The organism is Microbacterium sp. AC215 (assembly GCF_979258645.1).
The window spans coordinates 456,101-482,706 of sequence record NZ_OZ409869.1; the positions used below are offsets into that span (position 1 = coordinate 456,101).

Consider the following 26,606-nt stretch of genomic DNA (forward strand, 5'->3'; position numbering starts at 1 on the left):
ACAGGCTAGAGTCAGGAAGCGATGAAGAGTCTCAGGCACGCCGTTGCACTCCTTGTCCCTGCTCTGCTCGCTCTGGGGACGGCGCTGGCTCTGCTCGTCTTCAGCGTCGCCCGTCGGGTCGTCATGCCGGCGAAGCGACCGGCGAACGTCGAGATCCTCGCCGTCGACACCGGGGCGCAGACGATCGAGCTCACCCGGACGCGGGACACCGAGCTCCCGGGTCGATACGGACTCTTCACCTCGGGAACGTATGGCTACGTCAAGCTCGGCGCGGTGCTGAGCGCTGATGCCACCACCGTGAGGCGCAAGCTGCTGACGCAGATCGAACCGGGCGCCCGCGTCGACAGGAGCGCGGCGTTCAGCGGTTGGTACTACTCCACTCCCGGCGAGCTCCACCTGCCCTCGCAGAATGTGCTCATCGGTTCCCCGGCCGGGCCATGCCCCGCCTGGCTGTTCCCGGCCGACTCCTCGACGTGGGTGATCCAGGTCCACGGACGAGGGGTCACCCGAGCCGAGTGCCTTCGTGCCGTCCCCGTGCTGCACGCCGCGGGCTTCCCGAACCTCGTCGTCTCGTACCGCAACGACGGTGAGGCGCCGCGCAGCCGAAGCGGTGCGTACGCTCTGGGGGCTTCGGAGTGGCGCGACGTCGATGCGGCGGTGTCGTATGCGCTCCGACACGGCGCCGATCGAGTGATCCTGATGGGATGGTCGATGGGCGGAGCGGTCGCGATGCAGACCGCCCTGAACTCGGGCAACCGCGACCGCATCGTCGGTCTCATCCTCGAGTCGCCGGTGATCGACTGGCGCAGCGTGCTGCGATTCCAAGCGCGCGAGTCCGGCATGCACGCACCGCTGCCGGACCTCGCGATGGGCGCACTGTCCGTCCCGTTCACCGCGCGGCTCAGCGGCGCGGAGAACGCGATCCCGTTCGACAGCCTGGACATGGTGTCGCGCGCCGACGAGCTGTCGGTGCCCATCCTCATCCTGCACAGCGACGACGACGGATTCGTGCCCGCCGATGCATCGCACGCACTCGAGCAGGCCAGACCCGACCTGGTCACGATGCCCCGCTTCACGGTCGCCCGGCACACCAAGATCTGGAACTACGACCAGGCAGGGTGGAGCGATGCCATCACCGGATGGCTCGCAGCGCAGGGGTTCAGCGCTTCTGCATGACCTGCTTCTTGGCGCGCATCAGCATGCCGGTCATGCCGCCGATGCGCAGCGGCGACACCGCGCGGGTGAGACCGATCGACTGCGGATAGTCGTCGGGGATCGCGAGAACCTCGTCAGGGGTGAGGCCGGAGATGCCCTGCACGAGGATGCTCGCGAATCCGCGCGTGGTCGGCGCCTCGGGCGGGGCGGTGGCGTGCATGGTCACGATTCCGTCGGCGACCTCGACGTAGATGTAGACCGGTGACTGGCACTCCGCGACGCGCTCGCACATCTCGGGGTGATTCGCGACCTCTTCGGAGACCTCCGGCAGCTCGTCCGAGTACTCCAGCAGGAGCAGCAGTCGATCCGCCTCGGGGGTCTCGAGGAATCCGTCGCGGATCTCGGCGAGGGTGTCAGGAACGTGCGTGGTGCTCATCCCTGTCATTCTCCCACGATCAGAGGGATCCGGGCTCCGCGCCGGTCACGATCGGGACCCGCACCGCGCTGCCCCACTCGGTCCACGAGCCGTCGTAGTTGCGGACGTTCTCGAATCCGAGCAGGTGCTTGAGGACGAACCACGTGTGGCTCGAGCGCTCTCCGATGCGGCAGTACGCGACGACCTCGTCGCCATCGGCGAGTCCGGCCCCGTCACGATAGATCGCGTCGAGTTCGGCCCGCGACCGGAAGCCGCCGTCCTCAGCCACGGCCTTCGCCCACGGCACGCTCTGGGCGGTGGGGATGTGCCCCGCGCGCAGGGCTCCCTCTTCAGGGTAGGCCGGTGCGGTGGTGCGCTCACCGCTGTACTCCTCGGGAGAGCGCACATCGATCAGCGGGCTGCCGATGTGAGCGAGGACATCCTCCTTGTATGCGCGGATCTCCGAATCGTCGCGTTCGACCACGGGATACTCCGTCGGCGTGATCTGCGGGGCGTCCCGGGTGATCTCGCGGCCCTCGGAGATCCAGCGATCGCGTCCGCCGTCGAGCAGCCGAACGTCCTCGTGGCCGAAGAGCGAGAAGACCCAGAGCGCGTAGGCGGCCCACCAGTTGTTCTTGTCGCCGTAGATCACGACGGTGTCGTCGCGGGAGATGCCCTTGGTGCTGAGCAGCTTCGCGAAGCCCTCGCCGTCGACATAGTCGCGCACGACGGGATCATTGAGCTCGGTGTGCCAGTCGACCTTCACGGCGCCGGGGATGTGGCCCGTCTCGTACAGCAGCACGTCCTCATCGGATTCGACGACGACCAGGCCCGGTGTGCCGAGGCGCTCGGCCAGCCACTCGGTGCTCACGAGACGGCCGGGCTCGGCGTACTCGGCGAACTTTGACGAAGTGGTGTCGAACTCGATGGCCACAGGGATCTCCTCAGACGGTGAGCGGCGATGATGCAGGGGACGACGGCGTAATGTGGAGCCGATACTTCGACGATAGATCCACGCCGTGCGCCCTGCACCCGATTCGTAAGACTTCGACACAGGTGCGCCCCCGACACAGGACCGTGATGACCGACACGCCCAGCCGCACGGGCATCGTGCACCTGACAGATCGACAGCCGACCGTCACCGGTCCCGAGATGCTGGCCAGCCTCGTGCCGCCGCCGCAGTTCGACGGTGCGACGTTCGAGAGCTATCGTGCCGATGCGGCCTACCCCTCGCAGGAGGACGCCAAGGAGACGCTCATCCGGTTCGCCGGACGCGGTGCTCCGCTCAAGCGGGGCGGATTCTTCAGCCGAGCCAAGAAGGAGCCGGAGACGAAGCCGGGCGTCTATCTCGACGGCGGATTCGGCGTCGGCAAGACCCACCTGCTGGCGTCGATCTATCACGCGATGCCCGCGCGCAGGAAGTACTTCGGCTCGTTCATCGAGTACACGGCTCTGGTCGGTGCGCTCGGCTACAAGAACACCGTCGACCTGCTCAAGGGTGCAGACCTGCTGTGCATCGACGAGTTCGAACTCGATGACCCGGGCGACACCATGGTCATGACTCGGCTCATCGGTGAGCTGGTTCCCACCGGCACCAAGCTCGCGGCGACCTCGAACACTCCGCCGAACGCACTGGGTGAGGGCCGCTTCGCCGCACAGGACTTCCTCCGAGAGATCCACGCGATGTCCGACAGCTTCCAGACGATCCGCATCGACGGTGTCGACTTCCGCCAGCGGGCGCTCGACGGGCACGCCGTCGTGAGCGACGACGACTCCTATGCCCGCGCGATCGACGAGGGGGCGGGGCACGGAAACGCGTCCGACGATTCCTTCGCCGACGTCATCCGTCACCTGGCCCGGGTGCACCCCTCGCGGTATCTGCGGATCATCGCCGAGCTGGATCTCGTGGGCCTGCGGGATGTGCGGGTCCTGACCGATCAGTCCGAGGCTCTGCGATTCGTCGCGTTCGTCGACCGCGTGTACGACGCGCAGATCCCGATCGTCGCCACCGGTGTGAGCCTCGACCAGGTCTTCGCAGAAGAGATGCTGAACGGGGGATATCGCAAGAAATACCTGCGCGCTGTCTCCAGACTCAATGCACTTACACACGCGGATCGCAGTGTCGCGTAACGCAGTGTTCACACACGCGGCGTCTCTGTAACGCCACCGCAACAAACCTCACGCATTCCGGAAATCGGGCCTCGTCACACTGAAGCTCTCAGTTTCCCGAATGTGAGGTTTGACTATGGATGCTCCAGGCAACATCTCCTGGGCGATCACCGCGACCGCCCTCGTACTGCTCATGACGCCCGGCGTCGCCTTCTTCTACGGCGGTCTCGTCAAGGCCAAGAGCGTCGTCAGCATGATGATGATGAGCTTCGGCTCGATCGGTCTCGTCGCCGTCCTCTGGATCCTCTTCGGATTCTCGATGAGCGCGGTCGACAGCCCGACGGCATTCGCCGGCAACCCCTTCGCCGACTTCGGTCTCTCGAGCCTCGCGGCCGGTGAGGGCTCGAACGTCGCACTTCTCGGAGTCGCCTACGGCGCGACCTTCGCGATCATCACCGTCGCGCTCATCTCGGGCGCCATCGCCGACCGCGCGAAGTTCGGCAGCTGGCTCATCTTCGCCGGTGTCTTCGCCACCGTCGGATACTTCCCCGTAGCCGCATGGGTCTGGGGCGGCGGCTGGATCATGAACCTCGGCACCACGCTGTTCGGTGAGGACAGCGGCATCGGCGTCATCGACTACGCCGGTGGTACAGCGGTGCACATCAACGCCGGCGCCGCGGCTCTCGCCCTCGCGATCGTCCTCGGCAAGCGCATCGGCTTCCAGAAGGGCATCCTCAAGCCGCACAACGTGCCGCTGACGCTCCTCGGCGCAGCGCTGCTGTGGTTCGGCTGGTTCGGCTTCAACGCCGGCGCGGAGTGGCTCGCAGAGGACATGGGCGGCGTCGGACTCATCGGCCTGAACACCCTCGGCGCCACGGCGGCGGCGATCCTCGGCTGGATCCTCATCGAGCGCATCAAGGACGGCAAGGCAACCTCGGTCGGTGCAGCGTCCGGCGCGGTCGCCGGTCTCGTCGCCATCACCCCGGCCTGCGCGAACCTGACGCCCGGATGGTCGCTGCTGCTCGGTGCCGTCGCCGGCATCGTCTGCGCGCTGGCGGTCGAGATGAAGTTCCGTCTCGGCTTCGACGACTCGCTCGACGTGGTCGGCATCCACCTGGTGGGTGGCCTCATCGGAACGCTGTACCTCGGCTTCTTCGCCACCGAGACCGGTCTGTTCGTCGGAGGGGACGCACGTCAGCTCGCCGTCCAGGCGATCGCAGCGCTCGGTGTGCTGATCTACTCCTTCGTCGTCGCCTTCATCATCGGCTTCGCGATCGAGAAGACGATCGGCTTCCGCATCACGAGCGAAGACGAGATCGCCGGTGTCGACCAGGTCGTCCACGGCGAGGAGGGCTACGCGCTGGCCGACGCCTGACCTGCCGTTAGGGTGACCGTGTGAGCAACACCAACGGCATCCTGGCACGACTCGCGGAGATCCTCTTCACAGCACTGGGATCTGACCGGGCGTCTCGGACGAAAACTCGTCCGAGACGCCCGGTCTCGCGTCTGCGCACCTCCGAGGAGGTTCTTTCCGCCTCAGGGGAGTCGAGAGGGGCGTCGCGCGGCACCGAGACACGGCGGGTCGACCCCGACCGGATCGATGACCTCCGCATCGGCTACGCGCCCGACCGGGACGGCGCCCCTGACGCGGGTGAGATCATCTGGACCTGGGTGCCCTATGAGGAGAACGACGGTCGAGGCAAGGATCGGCCGGTGCTCGTGATCGGGCGCGAATCCGCGGAACGTGTCTATGCGGTGCGGATGACGAGCAAGCCGCACGACGGCGACCGCGACTATCTGTCGATCGGCTCCGGCGGCTGGGACGCGCAGGGACGGGAGTCCTGGGTCGACATCGAGCTGCTGTACAGCGTGCACGAGAGCGGACTGCGCCGTGAGGCCGCGGTGCTCGACCGATCGCGCTACGGGGAGGTCGCTTCGGCTCTGGCTCGACGATACGGCTGGGCGACCGCCTGAAGCCCCGACACGTGTGACCCGGTCGCAATCCGTTCGACGAACGGCTGCGAACAGTCTGTGAGTCGCAGGATGCGACGACACCACAGGAGGAATCATGCGTTTCATCCCCACCAAGGTCCATGGAATTCTCGACTACATCGTCGGAGTGGCGCTGATCGCCGCTCCGTGGCTCTTCGGCTTCGCGAGCATGGGCGGCCCCGCCGTGATCATCCCGATCGTGCTCGGAATCGGGCTCATCGTCTACAGCCTCTTCACGAAGTACGAATGGGGGCCGTTCGGCGTCATCCCGATGCCCGTCCACCTCGTGTTCGACATCGTCGCGAGCCTGTTCCTGGCGCTGTCGCCGTGGATCTTCGGCTTCTCGACGGAGGCGCCGAACGTCTGGGTGCCGCACGTGGTCGTCGGCGTCGCCGTGATCGTGGTCGTGCTGTTCTCGCAGCCGCAGCCCGCGAAGGTCAAGGCCACCGCTCGCGTCTGATGGCGGACGAACTCTGAAGCCCCGCACGGAACGTCGGCCCTGTGCGGGGCTTCAGTTCTGCAATGCCGCCGCCACCCAGCGCGCGTAGAGCTGCCAGGGGTCGTCCAGCGTGCGCAGTCCATCGATGTGGGCCGCGAGAGACGGGGTGAGGGTGAACCACTCGCCGCCCTCCCGGATGTCGGCGAACTCGCGGTGTCTCGATTGCTCCACCGCACGGCCACCCGGCTCGAACGCGAGGAGCTCGTCGTGGCGGATGCTCGCGAGTCGGTGACGCGGCCGGCGGCTGGTGCCGATCTTCACCCGACGGTCGTAGCGGATGTAGTAGACCACCTCGACCACCGGGCGGGGGAGGTCGGGATCGGGGGAGTCGCCGTAACGCCACCCGCACCAGTCGCACAGCAGCGCGGTGGTCACGCGCACCGCGTCTCCATGGCCGCAGAGCGGACAGGGGCTCGGGAGCGGAGTGCGCGGCATGGTCGGAACGCTACCGCCGGCCACCGACGTCAGACCTCTCCGCGACTTCTCTTCACCCCGCGCGGCATCCATCTCCACCACATGAAGTGATGGTCCCCCTGCTCGACATCGAACAGCCTCCCGCACACGGCGCATTCGGTGACATAGGTCATCGACCAGCCAGGGTCACTCGTCGAGAGGATGCTGACGTGGCCGAGCGCCTGTTCCTTCTCGGGGTCATTCGTGAGCAGCCCGGGGTAAGCGGCGCACCAGCACTCCCTGTCGCGATACTGTTCGAGTTTGGTGAGCGCGTGCGCCAGATGGGCGTTGTTCGAATAGATCATCCCGCCCAGATCGAGCCTCGTCGCCTCGCGCCGGAGCTGCGGAAGCGCGGCGACGAGGGGGTCGAGAGTCGCGGCATCCCGCGAGCGGATCGTCTCCCACACCGCGTGCATCACGCGTCCGCGATCTCCGGAGAGGAAGTCGTCGAGCAGGGTGGGCATGCCGCAACGCTAGCAATCGGAAGATCGGCGCTGGCTCCCGCGCCCTCGCGACATGAGAAAACCCCGCGGCATCTCAGATGCGCGGGGTTCTGTGGTGGGCGATACCGGACTCGAACCGATGACCTCTTCCGTGTGAAGGAAGCGCGCTACCAACTGCGCCAATCGCCCATACCTGCGGGGTACGTCAACCGATACTACCCGACCGTCGGAGGCCAAGTTGACCACCCTGCGAGACACGCGCGAGATTCGGTTTCGGTTTGGACAGTCGCCGATCATCGGCTAATGTTTCATAAGTGCCCGGGACCACAACCGGGAACAACGCGGATGTAGCGCAGTTGGTAGCGCACAACCTTGCCAAGGTTGGGGTCGCGAGTTCGAGTCTCGTCATCCGCTCAAGTGCAGGGGCCTTCTTCGGAAGGCCTTCGGCACGTGGGGTCAATCCACACGGTGGCGTGGCCGAGCGGCTAGGCACCGGCCTGCAAAGCCGTTTACACGGGTTCGAATCCCGTCGCCACCTCTCAGTAACTGAATAGCCCCAACGGGCGCGATTGGCGCAGCGGTAGCGCGCTTCCCTGACACGGAAGAGGTCACTGGTTCGATCCCAGTATCGCGCACAGACAAACCCCCGGTTCTCCGGGGGTTTTTTGTTGTCCCCATGACGGGGCGCAGCAGTCACCGGCGGCGGTCACCCCGAGACCGGGGACGACCGCTTGACGACCTCGTACGCTGCGAGCGCCGCTTTGCGGGTGGCGGCGAGATCGACGATCGGCTCTGTCGGGGCATCCGACGCCCACACCGAGATGTACAGGCCGTGCGGGTCGAACTTCTTCGCCTGCAGCTCGGGATTGAAGACGCGGAAGTACGGAGCGGCGTCGGCGCCGGATCCTGCCACCCACTGCCAGTTGAACGGGTTGCTCGCGCCGTCGGCGTCGACCAGGGTGTCCCAGAACCACTCCTCGCCGCGCCGCCAGTCGATGAGCAGGTTCTTCACGAGGAACGAGGCCGTCACCATGCGCACCCGGTTGTGCATGAAACCTGTGTGCCACAGTTCGCGCATCCCCGCATCGACGAGCGGGATCCCGGTATCGCCGCGCTGCCACGCCTCGAGTTCCGACGGCTTGAGCCGCGGCCAGGGGAAGGCGTCGTACTGACGACGGAGGTTCTTCGTGGCGATGTCCGGTGCGTGGAACGTCGTGTGCCAGGCGAATTCGCGCCAGCCCAACTCCGAGAGGAACCCGGCCGCGCCATCGGCCTCCACCGCCGCGTGCCACACGGTGAACGGGCTCAGCTCGCCCCACCGCAGACGCGGTGACAGCAGTGACGTCGCGCCCGCCGACGGCTCATCCCGCGCGCGATCGTACGAGCCGATGTCGTCATGCAGGAACGTACGCAGCCGAGCTCTGGCCGCCGGCTCACCGGGCTCCCAGGCGTCGCGGAGCCCGCCGGCCCAGTCGGGGCGGGTCGGCAGCAGATCCCAGTCGACGAGATCGTCGGACGCCGGGGGCTGGGGCACCCCAGCGAGACTCCGGGGCGCGGGGAAGGGCGCTCGCGGCGTGGGGAGGGAGAGACATGCCCGCCAGAACGGCGTGAACACCGAGAAGTGGGTGCCGCCGCCGGTCTTCACCGTCCACGGTTCGTGCAGCAGCGACGCCTGGAACGACGTGACCTCGTGGCCGTCCGCGCGCAGCGCCGCCTTGAGCGCGGTGTCGACCTCGCGTTCGGCGCCCCCGTATCGCCGGTTCCAGAAGACGGCCGTCGCGCCCGAGTCTGCGACGGTCTCGCGGACGATGCGTTCGGCAGGACCTCGACGCAGCGTCAGAGTGGCGCCGAGTTCCCGCAGCGCGTCGTCCAAAGACGCGAGGGAGTGGTGGAGCCACCAGCGTGCGGCTCCGCCGAGCGGTCGGATGCCGGGGGACTCCTCGTCGAGGACGAACAGCACGACCAGTGGTTCACCGCGTTCGATCGCCGCCCTGAGCGCCGGATTGTCGGCGAGTCGAAGGTCGTCGCGGAGCCAGACGAGCGAGGGAGAGGCCATGGCTCCATTCTGACGGGGTGGACGGAACGAGTGGGCGGGCTTGCGCTGCCAGCTGCTCAGCGGATACGAGGCACTGCGCGCATCCGCGGTCGAGCCGGCTCAGTCGTCGCCCACAGCGCCCAGACGACGAGAAGAGGCTGGAGGAAGAGTCGTCCCAGACGCCGCGCCTCGGTGTCGAGCCCCGGGGTGGACCGGTGAGTGCGCCACTGGTGCACGTTTCCCGGGAACACGGCGACGAAGAACGCGGCGGTGGCGATTCCGACACGCCGTCTCTCGTTCGGCAGCAGGAGCAGCCCGGCGGCGAGGGCGACCTCCGCGGCGCCCGACGCGATGATGATCGCCTCCTTGTCGAGACGAGTGGCCCGAGTCGCCCAGTCAGGCACGACGACGCGGAAACCGCGGGTGCTCGTGAAGTGGACGATGCCGATCGCACCCAGTGCGAGTGCGAGGATCCAGCGCGCCAGTGGTCTGATCATCCGCTCACGCTACCCCGGCGGAATCGGAGCTCACGGGTGTCGCCCGGGCGCGTCGCGGCAGGTCTGCCCGCTCAAGTGGCGGCCTTTGCCAGACTGAGTGCATGACCGTCCTGCGCATCAGCATCCTCTTCGTGCTCGCCGCCGTCGCCGAGATCGGCGGCGCGTGGCTGATCTGGCAGGCCGTGAAGGAGAACCGTGGCTGGGTCTTCGCTGTGCTCGGCGTGATGGCTCTCGGTGCGTACGGGTTCATCGCGGCGCTCCAGCCTGACGCGAACTTCGGACGTGTGCTCGCCTCGTACGGCGGGGTGTTCATCGCCGGATCGCTCGCGTGGGGCATCATCGTCGACGGCTTCAAGCCGACCGTCTGGGACTGGGTCGGCTCGGCGATCGCGCTCGTCGGCGCGGCGATCATCATCCTCGCTCCCACGGCGGCGAACACCGAGTCCGAGGTGGCGTCGTAGCGGTCAGCGGCCCCCGGGCATGCGAGTAGCCTAGATCCAGACCCAGATGGAGTGTGCAGTGCCTGAAAATGCTCAGCCGAAAGACGGCTTCGCCCTGTTCTCTGACCGTTCAGTCGTCGCCATGCGCGTCAACGGGACCCTCAAGGACCTCGCCGCGACAGTGACGGATGCCGACGAGGTCGAGCCGGTCACGATCGACAGTCCCGACGGGCTGAACATCCTGCGTCACTCGGCCGCGCACGTGCTCGCGCAGGCGGTGCAGCGGATCAACCCGCAGGCGAACCTGGGCATCGGGCCGCCCATCACCGACGGCTTCTACTACGACTTCGGCGTCGACACCCCGTTCACGCCCGAAGACATCAAGGCCATCACGAAGGAGATGCAGCGCATCGTCCGTGAGGGGCAGCGCTTCGTGCGTCGTGTCGTCACGGACGACGAGGCGCGGGCAGAGCTGGCCGACGAGCCGTTCAAGCTCGAGCTCATCGGTCTCAAGGGCGGCAAAGAAGCCGCCGAGGGCGCCTCCGTCGAGGTCGGCGAGGGCGAGCTGACGATCTACGACAACACGACCCGCGACGGCGAGGTCGTCTGGAAGGACCTCTGCCGCGGGCCGCACCTGCCCAACACCCGCATGATCGGCAACGGCTGGGATCTGACCCGCATCGCCGCCGCATACTGGCGGGGCAGCGAGAAGAACCCGCAGCTGCAGCGGATCTACGGCACCGCCTGGCCGTCGAAGGACGAGCTGCGTGAGTACCAGCACCGCCTCGAGGAGGCCGCCAAGCGCGACCACCGCCGTCTCGGTAAGGAGCTCGACCTCTTCTCGTTCCCCGAGGAGATCGGTTCGGGTCTGTCGGTCTGGCACCCCCGTGGCGGCATCGTCCGCGGCGAGATGGAGCAGCACGCTCGCAGGCGCCACATCGAGGGCGGCTACACCTACGTGTACACCCCGCACATCTCGAAGGAAGACCTCTTCCTCACCTCGAACCACCTCGTGACGTACAAGGAGGGTATGTACCCGCCGATCGTCATGGACGAGGAGCGCGACGACGAGGGCAACATCACGAAGCAGGGCCAGGACTACTACCTGAAGCCCATGAACTGCCCGATGCACATCCTGATCTACAAGGAGCGCGCGCGCAGCTACCGCGATCTGCCCCTGCGGTTCGCCGAGAACGGCACCGTCTATCGCAACGAGCTCTCCGGTGCGCTGCACGGCCTCACCCGAGTGCGCGGCTTCACTCAGGATGACTCGCACCTGTTCGTCACCCCCGATCAGCTCGAGGGCGAGGTCGCGAAGGTCCTGGAGTTCATCCTGTCGATGCTGCGCGACTTCGGTCTCACCGACTTCGAGCTCGAGCTGTCGATGAAGGATGACGAGAAGTCCAAGTGGATCGGCTCGGACGAGTTCTGGGAATCGTCGACCGATGCTCTCCGCCGGGTCGCCGTGGCATCCGGCCTGAAGCTCACCGAAGTCCCCGGCGAGGCCGCGTTCTACGGACCGAAGATCGACCTCAAGACGCGTGATGCGATCGGCCGCACCTGGCAGCTGTCGACCGTGCAGGTCGACCCGAACCTGCCTGAGCGCTTCGAGCTCGAGTACATGGACAAGGACGGCCAGAAGAAGCGTCCGATCATGATCCACCGTGCGCTGTTCGGCTCGATCGAGCGGTTCTTCGCGATCCTCCTCGAGCACTACGCCGGCGACTTCCCGGTGTGGCTGTCGCCCGTGCAGGTCGTGGGAATCCCCGTCGCCGACGAGTTCGCCGACTACCTGGGCGAGATCGTCCAGACGCTGCGCACGCAGGGCGTGCGCGCCGAGCTCGACGCCTCCGACGACCGGATGCAGAAGAAGATCCGCACGCACACGACCGGCAAGGTCCCGCTGCTGCTGATCGCGGGCGAGAAGGATCGCGACGCGGGCACCGTCTCGTTCCGCTACCGCGACGGCACGCAGGAGAACGGCGTGCCGATCACCGATGCAGTAGCGCGCATCCGCGCAGCGATCGATGCACACACTCTCGTGCAGACAGCAGGGGACCTGGCGTGACGTCCTCGGAGTCGTGGGAGGACGCCGGCGAGTTCGCGGGCGTCCCCGACGAGTTCCAGCGGCTCTGGACGCCGCACCGGATGGCCTACATCCAGGCTGGTCCTGAGCCACTGCGCGAGGAGTGTCCGTTCTGCGAGGCTCCGAAGTTCCCGGATGCCGAGCGGCTGATTGTCGCCCGGGGGGAGACGGCCTATGTGCTGCTCAACCTCTTCCCGTACAACTCCGGACACCTGCTGGTGTGCCCGTACCGCCACATCGGCACCTACGACCAGGCGACACCCGAGGAGGTCGCCGAGATCGGGGCACTGACCCAGATCGGCATGCGCGTGCTCCGCGAGGTCTCGCGCTGCGACGGCTTCAACATCGGGATGAATCAGGGTGCCGTCGCCGGTGCCGGAGTCGACGGCCACCTGCACCAGCACATCGTGCCGCGGTGGACGTCGGACGCCAACTTCTTCCCGATCATCGCCAAGACCAAGGCCCTGCCCCAGCTGCTCGGCGAGGTGCGCGAAGCCGTGGCGAACGCCTGGCCGACGACGGCGTAGGCCACGGCTCGGAATCGCGGGTCAGCGCACCTGGCGTGCCGTGAACTGCATCCGAGGGTTCGCGTAGAACTCCTGCGCTTCGACGAGCTGCAGCTCGCGCGCACCCGACTCGAGGGTCGCGGCGAGCAGGTCGAACACGCTGGACGCGGTGCGCTCGAGCGCCGTCTTCGCGTCACCGGATCCGACATAGTGGGCCGTGAAGAGCGCCGCGGTGACGTCGCCCGAGCCGTTCGCCTTCATCGGAAGCCGAGGCGTCTGCACGATCCAGGCTCCTGCGGCGTCGGCCACGAGCATCTCGATCGTGTCGTCCTCACGGTCCGGCCGCTCGACGCTCGTGACCAGCACCGTGCTCGGTCCCATCGCCATGGCCAGGTCGACCGAGGCCAGGGTGGACTCGAGCGTGTCGGGCTCGGTGCCGGTCAGGAACCCGAGCTCGAACTGGTTCGGGGTGATGATGTCGGCAGCCGGCACGACCTTCTCGCGCAGCAGGATCGGGATGGCCGGGGCGACGAAGCACCCTGACTTCGCGTTGCCCATCACCGGATCGCAGGCGTACACGGCGGCGGGATTGGCGGCCTTGACGCGCGCCACGGCGTCGATGATCACATCGCCGATGCCCTCGCCGCCCTGGTAACCGCTCAGCACCGCGTCGATCTCGCCGAACACGCCGCGCTCCTCGATGCCCGTGATGACCTCGCGCACGTCGTCCGGCGAGATGAGCGGACCGCGCCAGGCGCCGTAGCCGGTGTGATTGGAGAAGTTCACGGTGTAGACCGGCAGAACCTCGACGCCGATGCGCTGCAACGGGAAGACCGCGGCGGAGTTCCCGACATGCCCGTACGCGACGGCGGACTGGATGGAGAGGACCTTCATTCCCCGATCCTTTCTTTCAGAGCGGGAATGCTCCCGCGGCGGTGGGTCATCGTGCGGCCGATACGAGGTCGGCGACGAGTGTCGCAGTGTCGTCTTCGGACAGATCATGCACTGTGAGGCGCAGATGGCGCGACGGATCGGCGCGTTCGTCGAGGGCGAAGTCGTCGCCGGTTCGAGCGAGCCAGCCCCGACGCATGAGGCGTTCGGCGACGATGCGCGCCGGCTTCGGCAACTCGATCCACAGGCTCAGACCGTCGGTGGCGGGGGAGTCGAGGCCATGCTCACGCAGCCGCGACGCGAAGGCCGCATTGCGTGCCGCGTAGTGCTCGCGGGCGTCGGCGATGCGTGCGAGCACCGACTCGTCGGTCAGCTGCGTGAGCGTGAGACGCTGCAGCAGGTGGCTGACCCAGGTGGTTCCGGGACTCAGACGCATGGCGAGGCGCTCTGCCGTGGTGGCATCCGTCGCCGCGATGGCGAGGCACATGTCCGGCCCGAGGAACTTCGAGACCGAGCGCACCAGCGCGAACCGCCGGTGGTCCGGGCCGATCAGCGATTCGTAGGGACGCTGCGACAGCATCGAGAAGTGATCGTCCTCGATGATCAGCACGTACGGATGAGCGGCGAGCACGGCGCGCAGCTCCGCCGCACGAGCGGCCGTGAGACTCGCCCCCGTCGGGTTCTGAGCGCGCGGGGTGCAGATCACCGCTCGCACGCCGGCATCCAAGGCGGCGCGCAGCCCCTCGACCGTCATCCCCTGTTCGTCCACCGGCACGGGAACGGCCCGATACCCGCCGAGTCGGACCGTGTGGATGCTCGCCAGGAAGCAGGGATCCTCGAGTGCGACGGCATCGTCGCGCATCAGCGCCTGCGCGAGCAGTCGCTCGACGGCGTCGACGGCGCCGCTCGTGACGGTGATGCCGAAGTCGAGGTGACCGAGATCATGCGCGATCCATTCGCGCGCCCAGTCCTGCAGCCCCGGGTCGATGACGGGCTCGCCGTAGAGCACCGGACGACCGGCCACCGTGGCCAGCGCAGGCGATGGATCGGGGATCAGTCGAGGGTCCGGGTTGCCGGTCCCGACGTCGCGCAGCACCGTATCGGAGGCGTAGCCCTCCTGGGCCACCGACTCGAGACCGGCGATGACCGTGCCGGCGCGACCTCGGGAGATCACGAGCCCGGCCTGAGCGAGCTGTCGGTATGCGGCGACCGCGGTGTTGCGATTGACTCCGAGGGTCGTGGCGAGCTCCCGCACGGGAGGGAGGGGACTGCCGGCGCGCAGCACACCGCGCTCGCGCAGACCGCGCACGCTGTCGGCGATGTCCGCTGCGGTCGTTCCGGTGATCTGGTCGCTCATGTGTCCTCACCTCCGATTCTAGGTCGTTCCGGACAGTGCTACTGTTTGGCCTAGATCAAACGAGACATCGTTCGACACACTCATGCACATCGTGCTTCCCCGACAGGAGCTCTCATGACCGAACAGACCACCACCGGATCCTCGCGCGTCAAGCGCGGTCTCGCCGAGATGCTCAAGGGCGGCGTGATCATGGACGTGGTCACCGCCGATCAGGCCAAGATCGCCGAAGACGCGGGCGCCGTCGCCGTCATGGCGCTCGAGCGGGTTCCCGCCGACATCCGCGCACAGGGCGGTGTCTCGCGCATGAGCGACCCCGACATGATCGACAGCATCATCGCGTCGGTGTCGATCCCCGTCATGGCGAAGGCACGCATCGGCCACTTCGTCGAAGCGCAGGTGCTGCAGGAGCTCGGCGTCGACTACATCGACGAGTCCGAGGTGCTCTCTCCCGCCGACTACGTGAACCACATCGACAAGCACGGCTTCGCTGTGCCCTTCGTCTGCGGTGCCACCAACCTCGGTGAGGCGCTGCGCCGCATCAATGAGGGCGCGGCGATGATCCGCTCCAAGGGTGAGGCCGGCACGGGGGATGTCTCCGAGGCGATGAAGCACATCAGGAAGATCCGTGGCGAGATCGCGGCTCTCACGGCTCTTCCGAAGGACGAGCTGTTCGTCGCGGCGAAAGAGCTGCAGGCGCCGTACGAGCTCGTGGCCGAGATCGCCGAGACCGGCAAGCTCCCCGTCGTGCTGTTCGTCGCGGGTGGCGTCGCGACCCCCGCGGATGCAGCGATGATGATGCAGCTGGGCGCCGACGGCGTCTTCGTGGGCTCGGGCATCTTCAAGTCCGGCAACCCGGCGGAGCGCGCCAAGGCGATCGTCAAGGCGACCACCTTCTTCGATGACGCCAAGGTGATCGCCGAGGTCTCACGCGGACTCGGCGAGGCCATGGTCGGCATCAACGTCTCCGACCTCCCCGCGCCGCACCGCCTGGCCGAGCGTGGCTGGTAGTCCACGGGTCGGCGTCCTCGCGCTGCAGGGCGACGTGCGCGAGCACGCCGCCCTACTCGCGGGACTCGGAGCCGAGGTGGCGCTGGTGCGCCGCCCGGAGGAGCTTGCGTCTGTCGACGGTCTCGTCATCCCCGGCGGCGAGTCCAGCGTGATCGACAAGCTGTCGCGCACATTCGGGATGCAGGAGCCGATCAGGGACGCGATCGCTGCGGGGCTCCCCGTGTATGGGACATGCGCCGGGCTGATCCTTCTCGCCGATGAGGTACTCGACGGCATCGAGGGACAGCAGTCATTCGGCGGCCTGGACATCGCCGTACGCCGAAATGCCTTCGGACGCCAGACGGAGTCCTTCGAGATGGACCTCGACGTTCCGGCGCTCGGTGAGGTGCCCGTGCACGCGACGTTCATCCGAGCTCCGATCGTCGAACGCGCAGGCGAGCGGGTCGAGGTGGTCGCCTCGCTTCCGGACGGCAGAATCGTCGCCGTGCGGCAGGGGCCACTCGTCGGCACCAGCTTCCACCCCGAGGTCGACGGCGAGACGCGCTTTCACGAGCTGTTCCTCGCGGGAGTCCGGGAGCGCACCTCGCGCCGTTGACGCCATGCCGTGCGACCCGCCACGGACCGGCGCGTGACAGGCGAGGGCCCGAGGTCGGACTATTCTCGTTCGAGTGACTGGATCCAGGGCTGAGGCCGCATATGCGCGTGCCGTCACCGCATTCAGCACCCCGACACTCGATCTGCTGCACGGTCGGTTCGCCCCGTTCGTGGTCGCGTCGCTCACTCTTCTGTTCACCGCCGACCGGGCGTCTGTCGCGGTCGCGGATGCGCACGCCGAGCTGGGCGAGGTGCTCGATGAACTCCGAGCGGCGGGGTACGACGACGACAGGCGGCTTCCGTCCGGGAGCGGCCGGGACGTGTGCCGGAACTGGGTGCGCCTCGGCTGGCTGATCCAGCAGATCGACGACGACGTCGAGGTCTACCGCCTGTCTGCGCATGCCGTCGCAGCACTCGAGATATCCGGCCGCACCGGCGGAGGGCGCACGCGCGTGTCCAACTCCCGCGTGCGCACCCTCCTCGACGCGGTCGACCACCTGTCGGTGAGCGCGGAGGTCGACCCGGTCCGGCGGCTGGCGCGTCTGTATGACGAACGCGATCTGCTCGACGCAGAGATCGCTCGCATCCAGGAGACCGGGCATGCCGACCCTGCCGACGATGAGGAGCTCCTCGAGGAGGCCGAGAACGTCCTGCACCTGGCACGCGAACTGCCCGCCGATTTCACGCGCGTCGCCGAGTCGCTCAGGTCGATGCAACGCGACGTCGTCGCCCACCTGCGCAGGGACGAGAGACCGACGAGCGAAGTGCTCCGCGAGTATCTGCAGCGCGCCCAGGATGTGATGCAGTCGACAGCGGAGGGGCGCGCGTTCGCAGGAGCCCTGCGTCTGATCGGCGACCCCGATCGCATCGATGCCCTCACGGAGCAGCTTCGCGGACTGCTCGGCCGGCCCTTCGCCCGTATGCTCGACGGCGCGCAGCGCGCCGAGCTCGACGCCATCGGTCGACGCGTAGAGCAGGGGGTGGAGGAGGTGCTGGCCGCGCAGCGCCGCGCTTCGCACGTGATCACCGGCCAGGTGAAGACGCACGATCCGCTGCGCGATCGTCAGATCGACGACCTCCTGCGCGACGTCATCGCCGGGCTCCATGGGTGGTCCGGCCCGGCGACGGTCGTCGACCCGGTGCGCAGCATGCCGCTGATCGACCTCGGGCATCTGCGTCAGACCACCAGCGATATCCGCCCGCCGCGTGCACCGGCGCCCCTCGCCGACGCCGATGACGTCCACTTCCTCGATCACGACACGCGCGCCTGGGGTGGTCCGAGATATGCCGAGCTCGAGGAATACGTCGCCGGACTGGGGACGGACTTCGACCTCGCCGATGCCTTCCGGTCGGTGCCCGACGCGGCTCGGCGCCCTGTCGATCTGCTCGGTCTGCTCGAGATCGCGCACCGGAACGGCCTCACCGAGGGAGATGGCATCTCGACGGTCGAAGCATTGCGCCCGGACGGCACGAGCAGGCGATTCGCATTCGGCGCCGTGACCGCCCGCAGCACGAAAGAGGATTCAGATGATGAGTGACGACGACCTCACCACAGCCGGCGCGGACGAGGGGTTCATCGCTCCGACGGCGATGGAGGACGACCTCGAGGCGCACTTCCCCGGCGATCGCGGCACGCTCGATCCCGAGATCAGGCGCGTGCTCGTGCACCTGCTCCAGCGGCGTTTCATCTCGATGGAGCGCAACCGACGTGAGTGGACGCTGCTGCTCGAGCACCAGCAGGTGATCGAGTCGCGGCTCAACGACATCTACCTGCGTCTGATCATCGATCACGCCAGAGGGTTCGCGTACAAGCAGCAGCTGCGCTCTGACGAGGTCGAGATGCCCGTGCTGCTGAAGGACTCTCCGTACTCGCGCGCCGAGACGCTCGTCCTGGTGCACCTGCGGACCGTCTACCAGCGCGAGTCCGCGTCCGGCGAGGGTTCAGTGCGGATCGACATCGAGGACGTCGAGCAGACCGTGCTGAGCTACTTCGCGGACGTCGACGGCGGAACCGCGAAGCAGCAGCGCGCCATCCGCAGCGCATTGGATCGGCTGGATCGAGAGGGCATCGTGCAGGAGGAGACCAGCGGACGCTACCGGATCACCGCGCTCGTCGAGGTGGTGCTCAGTGCGGAGACGCTCAAGGAGCTGCGGGAGTGGCTGCGATCCCAGGCGGTGGTGGCGCGATGACGATGATGGACACGCTCTTCGGGATGATCCCCGCGAGCTCACGCGGTCAGCAGTGGGTCGCGGAGGAGCTCCAGCTCATCAACTGGGGCGGCTACGACGGCGGTCCCCACCGCGTGCGGTTCTCGCCCGATGCGACCCTGCTGTGCGGCGGATCGGGGTCGGGCAAGTCGACGCTCATGGACGGCTACATCGCGCTGATGATGCCGCACACGACGCCCTTCAACGGCGCGTCCAACGGCGGCGTCACGGGCCGTCCCCGCGGCGACGAGCAGCGGAACATCCTGTCGTACGGGCGCGGCAAGATCGACGAGTCCCGCACCGAGGAGGGGACGAAGCTCCGCGTGCTGCGCGGCGACGGCGAGGACACCTGGAGCGCCGTCTCGATGACGTGGTTGGATCACGACGGCTCGCGCTTCACGGCGGTGCGCGGGTGGTACATCCCCGCGGACGCCCGCACCCTCGAGGACACCACGCGATTGCGGGCCACGATCGACGGCGCCTTCGACCTCTCGCAGCTCGAACGCGCTGCGGTCCAGCGACTCAGTGACGCGGCGGTGCGCGCCGTCGGGCTGGAGCCCGTGGCGACCGACCGCGAGTTCTCGGCTCGACTTCACGCCGTGCTCGGCATCGGCGCGGCCGGTTCGGGGGCGAAGGCGATCAGTCTTCTGGCCCGCATCCAGGCCGGTCAGCAGATCACGACGGTCGACGACCTCTACAAGAAGCTCGTGCTCGAGGAGCCCGAGACGATGGCGACCGCGGACGCGGTGGTCGCTCATTTCGATGAGTTGGAGAGCACCCGGACGCGGATGCTCGTCGCCAAGCAGCAGGTGGCGGCTCTCGAGCCGATCCGCGAGATCTCGCAGCGCATCGAGGCGGCGTCGGCGCGGATGAGCGTCGTGGACGAGGTCGGGGTCTTCTCGGAGCCGACCTCCCTCGCGTCCCTGTGGAGCGCCGAGCGCCGCCTCGATCTGCTGCGCGAGGTGGAGGCGGATCTGCGTGACCGCACCCAGGCGCTGCAGCTGGCCGTCCGCGAGAAGAACGCACTGATCGCCGCCGCCGAGCTCGAGCGGGAGGGGCTGCTCGACGTCCTGCGGCAGTCCGGAGGCGACCGCCTCGAGACCGCTCAGCGCGAGCTGCGGGGTGTCGAGCGCCGACTGGAGGACGTCCAGCGCGAGCGGGCGCGCTTCGACAGCGTCGCCAGGGAGCTCGGCGCCGAGGTGCGCACCGCATCCGATTTCGAGGAACTGCTCGCCCGCGTCGGCCGGGAGCTCCCGCAGAGCGGACTGCGCGGAGCCCGCTCCGCCTTCGCCGATGCAGAGTCGTCGCGCCGAGCGGTCGAGAGCGAGCTGAGTCGGGCGCGTGCCGAGCAGGACCGCACCCGTGAGCTCCGCGGGAGCATTCCCGCGCATCTGCATGAGGCGAGAACTCTCCTCGCCCAGGCGGCCGGGCTCACCCCGACGGATCTGCCCTTCGTCGGTGAGCTCATCGAGGTGCGCACCGAGTTCGAGCCCTGGCGGGACGCGTTCAACCTCGCCCTCGGCGGGTTCGCGCGGACGTTGCTCGTCGATGTCGCGGACCTCGGGCGGTTCCGTGCGGCCATCGAGTCGGTGCGCATCGCTGAGCGGATCAGCTACGAAGGCGTCCCGACGGGCGTCGCCGAGTCTCGGACGGCGGACCCTCGCACGCTCCCCGGTCGTCTCGATCACCGATCGACGCCGTTCACCGGATGGCTTCAGCAGCGACTCCGTGAGCGGTTCGAGTACGTGTGCGTGGACTCGTCGACCGAGCTCGCCGAGCACCCTCGCGCGCTGACGCTCGCGGGGCAGGTGTCGCACGGAGACCGCGGGTCCCATGGCGGGCATGGCCGGGCGAACATGCTCGGATTCTCGAACGCGCGCCGTCTTCGCGAGCTCGACGAGCAGATCAGCCAGCTCGAGAGCCGCCGCGATGCTGCGACTCAGGCCGCTGCGGACGCCGAGGCCGACCTCGACCGGATCGAGGCGACGTCCAAGGCGCACGCGAAGATCGAGGACCTCACCTGGGATCAGATCGACGTCGAGGCCGTCACGGCGGAGCGCGCGCGATGGGTCGCAGTGGAGGCGGAGGTCACCGACGAGAACCCGAAGATCGCCGAGCTGAAGTCGCAGGCCGAGGAGCTCAGAAAACGGGTCGGCCGTCTGCGCGACGAGAGCTCCCGACTCGGGGGAGACCTCACACTCGCTCAGGACCGTTGGGTGGAGGTCACTGACCAGGTCGACGACTGTCAACGGATCGTCGATGCGGCTGAGGCGGCCGAGATCGCGCTGGAGGAGCGGCATCGTTCGTTCCTCGACGCGCGCTTCCTCGGAGCAGACGCGGCCGTCAGCGTGACGGCGTCGGAGCGCCTCGCTCACCTCGACGCCGCATTGCGCACGGCCGCGACCAGACTGCTCGAGGATCGCACGTCGGCAGCCGCGGCGCACGCCGAGCAGCGTGAGCAGATGCGACGCCTGATGACCGGCTTCCTCGAGCGCTGGGATACGCTCACGATCCTCCCCGACCCCGACGAGTCGGTCGCGGAGTTCGAGAGCATCCTCGTGGCGCTCGAGACCAACGGCCTGCACGAGCTGGAATCCGAATGGCGAGACAGCCTCCTCAAGCTCTCCGGAAACGATCTGACGAGCCTGGATTCGACGCTGGGTCGTGCACTGCGCGAGATCAAGAACCGCATCGACCCGATCAACAGGATCATGGAGGAGCTGCCGTTCTACGACGATGATCACCGTCTTCAGATCACACCGCGCGAGAACCAGTCCGAGGCGCGCAGGCGATTCCGCAAGGAGCTTCGCGAGGTGCGCAGCCTCATCGACGCAGCGGAGACGGATGTCGATCGTGAGAGCGTCTACCGGAGGATGAGCCGTCTCATCGGTCGGATGCGACGCACAGCTCCCGACTTCGCCGAGCTCATCGACGTGCGCAACCATGTGCGGGTGAGCGCGGAGCGGGTCCATGCGACGACCCGGGAGCATGTCGCGCTCTACGACCACATCGGCGAGAAATCGGGTGGAGAGTCGCAGGAGCTGGTCGCCTTCATCGTGGGGGCGGCACTGCGCTACCAGCTCGGCGACGCGGGTGCCGAGCGTCCGAGGTATGCACCCGTGTTCATGGACGAGGCCCTGATCAAGGCGGACGCGCACTTCACGAAGCGTGCGATCGGAGCATGGCGGGGTCTCGGCTTCCAGCTCGTGATCGGCGCGCCGAACGACAAGTACAGCGCCATCGAACCGCATGTCGACGTGGAGTACGACATCCTCAAGGACACGCGCGGCCGCTCCTGGGCACGGCCGAAGGTCGGTCTGCCCGCCGAGTGACACCGGCGATAATGGTCAGCGCGACACGAGAGTTCGGATCGCGCCGACCGTGCGGTCGATGTCGTCCCGGGTCGTCGCCCAGGACGACATCGAGCAGCGCAGCGCAGCGCGACCTCTCCACTCGGCCCCGGTCATGGCGGCGGTGCCCTCCACGAGCACGGCCTCACCCAGCCGTCGCGTCGCCTCATCGGAATCGAGACAGAACATGACCTGCGTGTAGTCGACGTCGTTGAGGATGCGGATGCCGTCGATCGTCGTGAGCCCCTCGGCCATCGCCACCGCGTTCTCGTGCAGCCTGTCGATCAGGTTCGAGATGCCGTCCCGTCCAAGGCTGCGCATCGCCGCCCACGCGGGCACGCCGCGTGCGCGACGGGACAGTTCCGGCGTCACGTCCCACGGGTCCAGACTCGTGTAGATGAGGTAATCGCCACCCGTGCGGAACGCGGCGATGGAGTCCGCAGGGTCGCGGACGATCGCCATGCCGCAGTCGTAGGGCACGTTGAGCGTCTTATGCGCATCTGTCGCCCACGAATCGGCGTCGGACATGCCCGCCGTCAGCGGCTGCAGCGACTCGGAGGCCGCGGCCCAGAGGCCGAATGCGCCGTCGACGTGCACCCAGGCTCCGTGCCGATGGGCTATCGGTATGAGGGCTGCGAAGTCGTCGAATGCGCCGGTGTGCACTTCTCCGGCCTGTAGACAGACGATGGTCGGTCCTGAGCCGTCCGCGAGGACGCTGTCCAGGGCGTCCGGTCGCATGCGCCCCTGCGCGTCGGATTCGACGGCAGTGATGCCGGTGCGTCCGATCCCCAGGAACCGCGCTGCACGGTCGATCGACCCATGGCGGTCGGCACCTACGACGAAGCGCATCTGCGGAGATCCGTGCAGTCCCTTCTCGCTGAGGTTCCAGCCGACTCGAGCGAGAACGGCGTTCCGTGCCGTCGCGAGGCAGGTGAAGTTCGCCATCTGGCCGCCGGTGACGAATCCGACGCTCGCGTCGTCGGGCAGGCCCAGGATGTCGAGCATCCACCGGCCGGCTATGCGCTCCAACGCCACGGTCGTCGGCGTGAGCAGGGCGGATCCCGAATTCTGGTCCCAAGCGGACACGAGCCAGTCGGCGGCGAGGGCAGCGGGGTGCGTGCCGCCGATGACGAACCCGAAGAATCGTCCTCCGGGGATCGCGACGAGACCGGGGTCCGCCCGCGACACGATCTCGCCGATCACCCCTTCCGGGTCCATGCCTTCGGCGGGCAGGGGGCCGCCGAAGGCGTCGAGCATCTCGGCGAGGGTCGCCCGCGGCCACACCGGTCTGTCGTCGAGCGACCCGAGGAACTCGAGTGCTGCTCGGTGGGCGGCGTCCAGTCCGCGGATCCTGTCATCGTCGACGCTCTGGTCCATGTGTCAGGACTACACCCACGCCTGCCCTCACACCAGAGCGATCACGGGAACAGGAGGCCGCCGCTCCGTGTGCGGCCACAGGCCGCGGGCATGGTTCGATAGAATGGACGATGCCCTGGGCCGTGCCCACGGGCGGATACGACGAGCGGAGAATTATGTCCGGGCATTCCAAGTGGGCCACCACGAAGCACAAGAAGGCCATCATCGACTCCAGGCGCGCCAAGTCCTGGGCCAAGCTCATCAAGAACATCGAGGTCGCGGCCAAGCTCGGCGGAGCCGACCTGCAGGGAAACCCGACGCTGTTCGACGCGGTGCAGAAGGCGAAGAAGACGTCGGTCCCGAAGGACAACATCGATCGCGCAGTGAAGCGCGGCGCGGGCATCGGCGGCGAAGCGGTCGAGTACACCTCGATCATGTACGAGGGATACGGACCCAACGGCGTCGCGATGATGATCGAATGTCTGACCGACAACAAGAACCGTGCTGCGGCCGAGGTCCGCACTGCTCTCAGCCGCAACGGCGGAACCCTCGCCGACCCGGGCAGCGTCGCCTACAACTTCAGCCGCAAGGGCGTGATCGTGGTCGGCTCCGAGGGGACCACCGAGGATGACGTGATGATGGCCGCGCTCGAAGCGGGGGCCGAAGAGATCGAGCCGCACGCCGAGGGCTTCGAGATCATCACCGAGGCGACGGATCTCGTGACCGTCCGCAGCGCGCTGCAGGAGGCGGGAATCGACTACGAATCCGCCGACGTCGAGTTCGTGCCGAACCTCAAGGTCGAGATCGACGCCGACACCGCTCGCAAGATCTTCCGCCTCATCGATGCACTCGAAGACAGCGAGGACGTGCAGAACGTCTTCACCAACTTCGATCTCACCGCCGAGGTGCAGGCCGAGCTCGAGAACGACGACGCGTAGGCGCGCCGACCGCGTGCCGTCGGACGAGACGCTTAGCCTGGGGGAGTGACCTCCTCCTCGCTTCGCGTGCTCGGCATAGACCCGGGTCTCACCCGGTGCGGCGTGGGGGTCGTCGACGTCGACCGGGCTCGACGAGGGACGCTCGTGCATGTCGGAGTCATCCGCTCGGCACCCGATCTCCCGATCGGCGAACGACTCGCGATCGTCGCCGCAGGCATCCGAGAGGTGCTGGAGCTCCATCGGCCCGATGCTGTCGCGGTCGAGCGCGTGTTCGCGCAGCAGAACAGTCACACGGTGATGGGCACGGCGCAGGCGAGCGGCGTGGCTCTGCTGCTCGCTGCTGAGGCAGGACTCCCGGCGGCCACGCACACTCCGAGCGAGGTCAAGGCGGCGGTCACCGGCTACGGCTCGGCGGACAAGCGTCAGGTGCAGACCATGATCGCCCGGATCCTGCGCCTGGATGCGCCGCCGCAGCCGCCGGATGCCGCTGACGCCCTCGCGATCGCGCTCTGCCACGCGTGGCGTCGGGGTGCAGCGGGCGTCCCGGGCGCGGATGCGCTCACCCCGGCCCAGAAGGCATGGGCCGACGCGGAGCGTGTCGCTCGAACATATCTACGATCGGGTGCGTAGGCTGGGCGGATGATCTCCTCGCTGCACGGCGCTGTCCTCCACTCGACCGCCGATCAGGTCATCATCGACGTCGGGGGAGTCGGGTTCTCCGTCTCGGTGCCCACAGACGTGGCTCACACCGCGACCGTCGGCGAGAAGCTGATGCTGCACACGAGCCTCATCGTGCGCGAGGATGCGCTGTCGCTCTACGGGTTCGCCGACCGCAGCGAGCTGGAGATCTTCGGTCTGCTGATCAGCGTGACCGGCGTCGGGCCGAAGTCGGCGCTGGGGGTGCTGTCGCATCTCACCGTCGACCAAATCGCGGAAGCCGTGACATCGGAGGATGACGCCCCGTTCCGCCGTGTCTCGGGTATCGGCCCCAAGACCGCCAAGCTCATCGTCCTCCAGCTCGCGGGCAAGGTGCATCCGGTGGGCGCGGCGTCGAAGCCCGCCGCGAACGGACCCGTCGACGTCGTCGGTCAGGTCGCTGCCGCGCTCGTCGGTCTGGGGTGGTCCGAAAAGGTCGCCGCCGAGGCCGCCGCGCAGACGGCCGCGGAGGCCTCTGAGGCCGAGCGGGCAGCCGTCGCACCGCTGCTGCGCCGCACGCTCGCACTGCTGGGGCCGGCGCGTGTCTGACATCCGCGACGCCGCCGAGCCCTCGGACGACACCGAGCTGGCGATCGAGGGAGCCCTGCGACCCACGAGCCTGGGTGAGTTCGTCGGTCAGCAGAAGGTGCGGGGGCAGCTCCAGCTGCTCCTCGATGCCGCACGGATCCAGAATCGCCCGCCCGACCACATCCTGCTCGCGGGCCCGCCCGGGCTCGGCAAGACCACGCTGGCGATGATCGTCGCGCACGAGAGCGAACGTCCGCTGCGCCTCTCGAGCGGACCGGCGATCCAGCACGCCGGCGACCTCGCCGCGCTCCTCTCGAGCCTCGTGCCCGGCGAGGTGCTGTTCATCGACGAGATCCACCGGATGGCGCGGTCGGCGGAGGAGATGCTCTATCTCGCGATGGAGGACTTCCGCATCGACATCATGGTGGGCAAGGGCGCGGGGGCGACCAGCATCCCGCTGGACCTCGCACCGTTCACGCTCGTGGGTGCGACGACGCGCTCGGGTCTGCTGCCGAACCCGCTGCGGGATCGCTTCGGCTTCACCGGTCACCTGGAGTTCTACGAGGAGGCGGAGCTCGAGCGCGTCATCGCACGCTCGGCCCTCATGCTGGGCGTCGATCTGCCGCGGGATTCGCTGTCGGAGATCGCCCGTCGCTCGCGCGGCACTCCTCGTATCGCGAACCGCCTGCTGCGTCGAGTGCGCGACTATGCGCTCGTTCACGGCGGCGGCGCGGCCTCCCTGGTCGGGGTCAAGGCCGCGCTGGAGCTCTACGACGTCGACCCCATCGGACTGGACCGCCTCGACAGAGCGGTGCTCGAGGCGCTCGTTCGGCGCTTCCGCGGGGGTCCCGTGGGGCTCAGCACGCTCGCGGTCGCAGTGGGCGAGGAGGCCGAGACGGTCGAGAGCGTCGTCGAGCCCTATCTCGTGCGCATCGGATTCCTGGGTCGCACACCTCGAGGTCGCGTCGCCATGCCGGAGGCCTACAGCCACCTCGGCATCGCGCACCCGGACGGGGCGCTCCGACTTGATGACCTATAATCGCTGAAGAC

The 26,606-nt window shown here is 67.9% G+C and carries 26 protein-coding genes and 4 tRNA genes; 20 read left to right on the top strand and 10 right to left on the bottom strand.

Annotated features, from left to right (window positions below):
- Positions 1–21 precede the first annotated feature (21 nt).
- Positions 22–1,176 (top strand): alpha/beta hydrolase family protein, encoded by a 1,155-nt coding sequence (locus ACZZZF_RS02400; RefSeq protein ID WP_056278797.1) that lies wholly within the window; start codon positions 22–24, stop codon positions 1,174–1,176.
- Here the strand turns inward: ACZZZF_RS02400 and ACZZZF_RS02405 are convergent.
- Together ACZZZF_RS02405 and ACZZZF_RS02410 are read right to left on the bottom strand one after the other, a co-directional pair.
- Positions 1,160–1,591, bottom strand: coding sequence for a SufE family protein (locus ACZZZF_RS02405; protein ID WP_072591311.1), 432 nt, complete (start codon positions 1,589–1,591; stop codon positions 1,160–1,162). The two genes, ACZZZF_RS02400 and ACZZZF_RS02405, sit on opposite strands and share 17 nt — an antisense overlap.
- A 19-nt stretch (positions 1,592–1,610) precedes the next feature.
- Positions 1,611–2,504 (bottom strand): sulfurtransferase, encoded by an 894-nt coding sequence (locus ACZZZF_RS02410; RefSeq protein ID WP_053096216.1) that lies wholly within the window; start codon positions 2,502–2,504, stop codon positions 1,611–1,613.
- A gap of 146 nt (positions 2,505–2,650) precedes the next feature.
- Here ACZZZF_RS02410 and zapE point away from each other — a divergent pair, with 146 nt between their 5' ends.
- The 4 genes from zapE (at position 2,651) to ACZZZF_RS02430 (ending at position 6,131) form a co-directional block, all read left to right on the top strand.
- The gene (gene zapE / locus ACZZZF_RS02415; protein ID WP_056278794.1) at positions 2,651–3,700 is read left to right on the top strand and encodes a cell division protein ZapE; all 1,050 of its coding nucleotides are present in this window, start codon (positions 2,651–2,653) and stop codon (positions 3,698–3,700) included.
- 115 nt (positions 3,701–3,815) lie between these two features.
- A complete protein-coding gene (locus ACZZZF_RS02420) occupies positions 3,816–5,054 on the top strand; it encodes an ammonium transporter (protein ID WP_053096211.1) in 1,239 nt (412 codons plus the stop codon).
- A 20-nt stretch (positions 5,055–5,074) separates the two neighbouring features.
- On the top strand, positions 5,075–5,653 hold the full coding sequence (locus ACZZZF_RS02425) for a type II toxin-antitoxin system PemK/MazF family toxin (RefSeq protein WP_463496953.1): 579 nt from the start codon (positions 5,075–5,077) through the stop codon (positions 5,651–5,653).
- Positions 5,654–5,747: 94 nt separating this feature from the next.
- A complete protein-coding gene (locus tag ACZZZF_RS02430; RefSeq protein WP_053096209.1) occupies positions 5,748–6,131 on the top strand; it encodes an SPW repeat domain-containing protein in 384 nt (127 codons plus the stop codon).
- A 51-nt stretch (positions 6,132–6,182) separates the two neighbouring features.
- Here ACZZZF_RS02430 and ACZZZF_RS02435 read toward each other — a convergent pair whose 3' ends face one another.
- The 3 genes from ACZZZF_RS02435 to ACZZZF_RS02445 form a co-directional block, all read right to left on the bottom strand.
- A complete protein-coding gene (locus tag ACZZZF_RS02435) occupies positions 6,183–6,545 on the bottom strand; it encodes a GIY-YIG nuclease family protein (RefSeq protein ID WP_320488360.1) in 363 nt (120 codons plus the stop codon).
- Positions 6,546–6,634: 89 nt separating this feature from the next.
- On the bottom strand, positions 6,635–7,087 hold the full coding sequence (locus ACZZZF_RS02440; protein ID WP_463496956.1) for a hypothetical protein: 453 nt from the start codon (positions 7,085–7,087) through the stop codon (positions 6,635–6,637).
- Positions 7,088–7,179: 92 nt separating this feature from the next.
- Positions 7,180–7,255 (bottom strand) — tRNA-Val (locus tag ACZZZF_RS02445).
- A gap of 152 nt (positions 7,256–7,407) precedes the next feature.
- On the opposite strand from ACZZZF_RS02445, the gene ACZZZF_RS02450 reads away from it, so the two are divergent.
- From ACZZZF_RS02450 to ACZZZF_RS02460, 3 genes are all read left to right on the top strand, one after another.
- Positions 7,408–7,480, top strand: a tRNA-Gly gene (locus tag ACZZZF_RS02450).
- Between the two features lie 53 nt (positions 7,481–7,533).
- Positions 7,534–7,604: transfer RNA gene (locus ACZZZF_RS02455), tRNA-Cys, on the top strand.
- A gap of 25 nt (positions 7,605–7,629) precedes the next feature.
- Positions 7,630–7,701 (top strand) — tRNA-Val (locus ACZZZF_RS02460).
- 71 nt (positions 7,702–7,772) lie between these two features.
- On the opposite strand, the gene ACZZZF_RS02465 is transcribed toward ACZZZF_RS02460, so the two are convergent.
- Positions 7,773–9,122, bottom strand: a complete 1,350-nt coding sequence (locus ACZZZF_RS02465) for a cryptochrome/photolyase family protein (protein ID WP_463496958.1) — start codon at positions 9,120–9,122, stop codon at positions 7,773–7,775.
- A gap of 56 nt (positions 9,123–9,178) precedes the next feature.
- Positions 9,179–9,598: a DoxX family protein gene (locus ACZZZF_RS02470; RefSeq protein ID WP_053096202.1), complete on the bottom strand. Its 420-nt coding sequence runs from the start codon at positions 9,596–9,598 to the stop codon at positions 9,179–9,181.
- Between the two features lie 101 nt (positions 9,599–9,699).
- Here ACZZZF_RS02470 and ACZZZF_RS02475 point away from each other — a divergent pair, with 101 nt between their 5' ends.
- From ACZZZF_RS02475 to ACZZZF_RS02485, 3 genes are read left to right on the top strand one after another with little or no spacing between them, the layout of a single operon-like run.
- Entirely contained in the window at positions 9,700–10,059 is a 360-nt protein-coding gene (locus ACZZZF_RS02475; RefSeq protein WP_053096200.1) for a YnfA family protein, read from the top strand.
- A 46-nt stretch (positions 10,060–10,105) separates the two neighbouring features.
- Positions 10,106–12,106 (top strand): threonine--tRNA ligase, encoded by a 2,001-nt coding sequence (gene thrS, locus ACZZZF_RS02480; protein ID WP_053096198.1) that lies wholly within the window; start codon positions 10,106–10,108, stop codon positions 12,104–12,106.
- Positions 12,103–12,651: an HIT family protein gene (locus tag ACZZZF_RS02485; RefSeq protein ID WP_053096196.1), complete on the top strand. Its 549-nt coding sequence runs from the start codon at positions 12,103–12,105 to the stop codon at positions 12,649–12,651. The genes thrS and ACZZZF_RS02485 overlap by 4 nt, the downstream gene beginning before the upstream one ends.
- A gap of 21 nt (positions 12,652–12,672) precedes the next feature.
- Here ACZZZF_RS02485 and pdxY read toward each other — a convergent pair whose 3' ends face one another.
- Positions 12,673–13,524, bottom strand: coding sequence for a pyridoxal kinase PdxY (gene pdxY / locus ACZZZF_RS02490; RefSeq protein WP_320488356.1), 852 nt, complete (start codon positions 13,522–13,524; stop codon positions 12,673–12,675).
- A gap of 46 nt (positions 13,525–13,570) precedes the next feature.
- Positions 13,571–14,878: an aminotransferase class I/II-fold pyridoxal phosphate-dependent enzyme gene (locus ACZZZF_RS02495; protein WP_053096192.1), complete on the bottom strand. Its 1,308-nt coding sequence runs from the start codon at positions 14,876–14,878 to the stop codon at positions 13,571–13,573.
- Between the two features lie 114 nt (positions 14,879–14,992).
- On the opposite strand from ACZZZF_RS02495, the gene pdxS reads away from it, so the two are divergent.
- The 5 genes from pdxS (at position 14,993) to ACZZZF_RS02520 (ending at position 22,020) form a co-directional block, all read left to right on the top strand.
- The gene (gene pdxS / locus ACZZZF_RS02500; protein ID WP_056278787.1) at positions 14,993–15,886 is read left to right on the top strand and encodes a pyridoxal 5'-phosphate synthase lyase subunit PdxS; all 894 of its coding nucleotides are present in this window, start codon (positions 14,993–14,995) and stop codon (positions 15,884–15,886) included.
- Positions 15,876–16,481: a pyridoxal 5'-phosphate synthase glutaminase subunit PdxT gene (pdxT, locus tag ACZZZF_RS02505; protein ID WP_053096188.1), complete on the top strand. Its 606-nt coding sequence runs from the start codon at positions 15,876–15,878 to the stop codon at positions 16,479–16,481. Before pdxS ends, pdxT begins: the two co-directional genes overlap by 11 nt.
- Before the next feature lie 73 nt (positions 16,482–16,554).
- On the top strand, positions 16,555–18,018 hold the full coding sequence (locus ACZZZF_RS02510; protein ID WP_463496960.1) for a DUF3375 domain-containing protein: 1,464 nt from the start codon (positions 16,555–16,557) through the stop codon (positions 18,016–18,018).
- A complete protein-coding gene (locus tag ACZZZF_RS02515) occupies positions 18,011–18,670 on the top strand; it encodes a DUF4194 domain-containing protein (RefSeq protein ID WP_053099121.1) in 660 nt (219 codons plus the stop codon). Before ACZZZF_RS02510 ends, ACZZZF_RS02515 begins: the two co-directional genes overlap by 8 nt.
- Positions 18,667–22,020, top strand: a complete 3,354-nt coding sequence (locus ACZZZF_RS02520) for an ATP-binding protein (protein WP_463499904.1) — start codon at positions 18,667–18,669, stop codon at positions 22,018–22,020. Before ACZZZF_RS02515 ends, ACZZZF_RS02520 begins: the two co-directional genes overlap by 4 nt.
- 15 nt (positions 22,021–22,035) lie before the next feature.
- Here ACZZZF_RS02520 and ACZZZF_RS02525 read toward each other — a convergent pair whose 3' ends face one another.
- Positions 22,036–23,415 carry a pyridoxal phosphate-dependent decarboxylase family protein gene (locus tag ACZZZF_RS02525; RefSeq protein WP_463496963.1) on the bottom strand — a complete coding sequence of 460 codons (1,380 nt, stop codon included), beginning with the start codon at positions 23,413–23,415 and terminating at the stop codon, positions 22,036–22,038.
- 155 nt (positions 23,416–23,570) lie between these two features.
- Between ACZZZF_RS02525 and ACZZZF_RS02530 the strand changes: the two genes are divergently transcribed.
- Genes ACZZZF_RS02530 through ruvB form a run of 4 tightly spaced genes read left to right on the top strand, consistent with a single transcriptional unit; the run spans position 23,571 to position 26,595 of the window.
- Positions 23,571–24,332 carry a YebC/PmpR family DNA-binding transcriptional regulator gene (locus ACZZZF_RS02530; protein ID WP_053096182.1) on the top strand — a complete coding sequence of 254 codons (762 nt, stop codon included), beginning with the start codon at positions 23,571–23,573 and terminating at the stop codon, positions 24,330–24,332.
- Between the two features lie 45 nt (positions 24,333–24,377).
- Complete coding sequence (gene ruvC / locus ACZZZF_RS02535; protein ID WP_295102283.1) at positions 24,378–24,962, top strand: crossover junction endodeoxyribonuclease RuvC; 585 nt, start codon at positions 24,378–24,380, stop codon at positions 24,960–24,962.
- Between the two features lie 9 nt (positions 24,963–24,971).
- Positions 24,972–25,577, top strand: coding sequence for a Holliday junction branch migration protein RuvA (gene ruvA / locus ACZZZF_RS02540; RefSeq protein ID WP_463496965.1), 606 nt, complete (start codon positions 24,972–24,974; stop codon positions 25,575–25,577).
- Positions 25,570–26,595: a Holliday junction branch migration DNA helicase RuvB gene (gene ruvB, locus ACZZZF_RS02545; protein WP_053096175.1), complete on the top strand. Its 1,026-nt coding sequence runs from the start codon at positions 25,570–25,572 to the stop codon at positions 26,593–26,595. Before ruvA ends, ruvB begins: the two co-directional genes overlap by 8 nt.
- Positions 26,596–26,606: the final 11 nt, after the last annotated feature.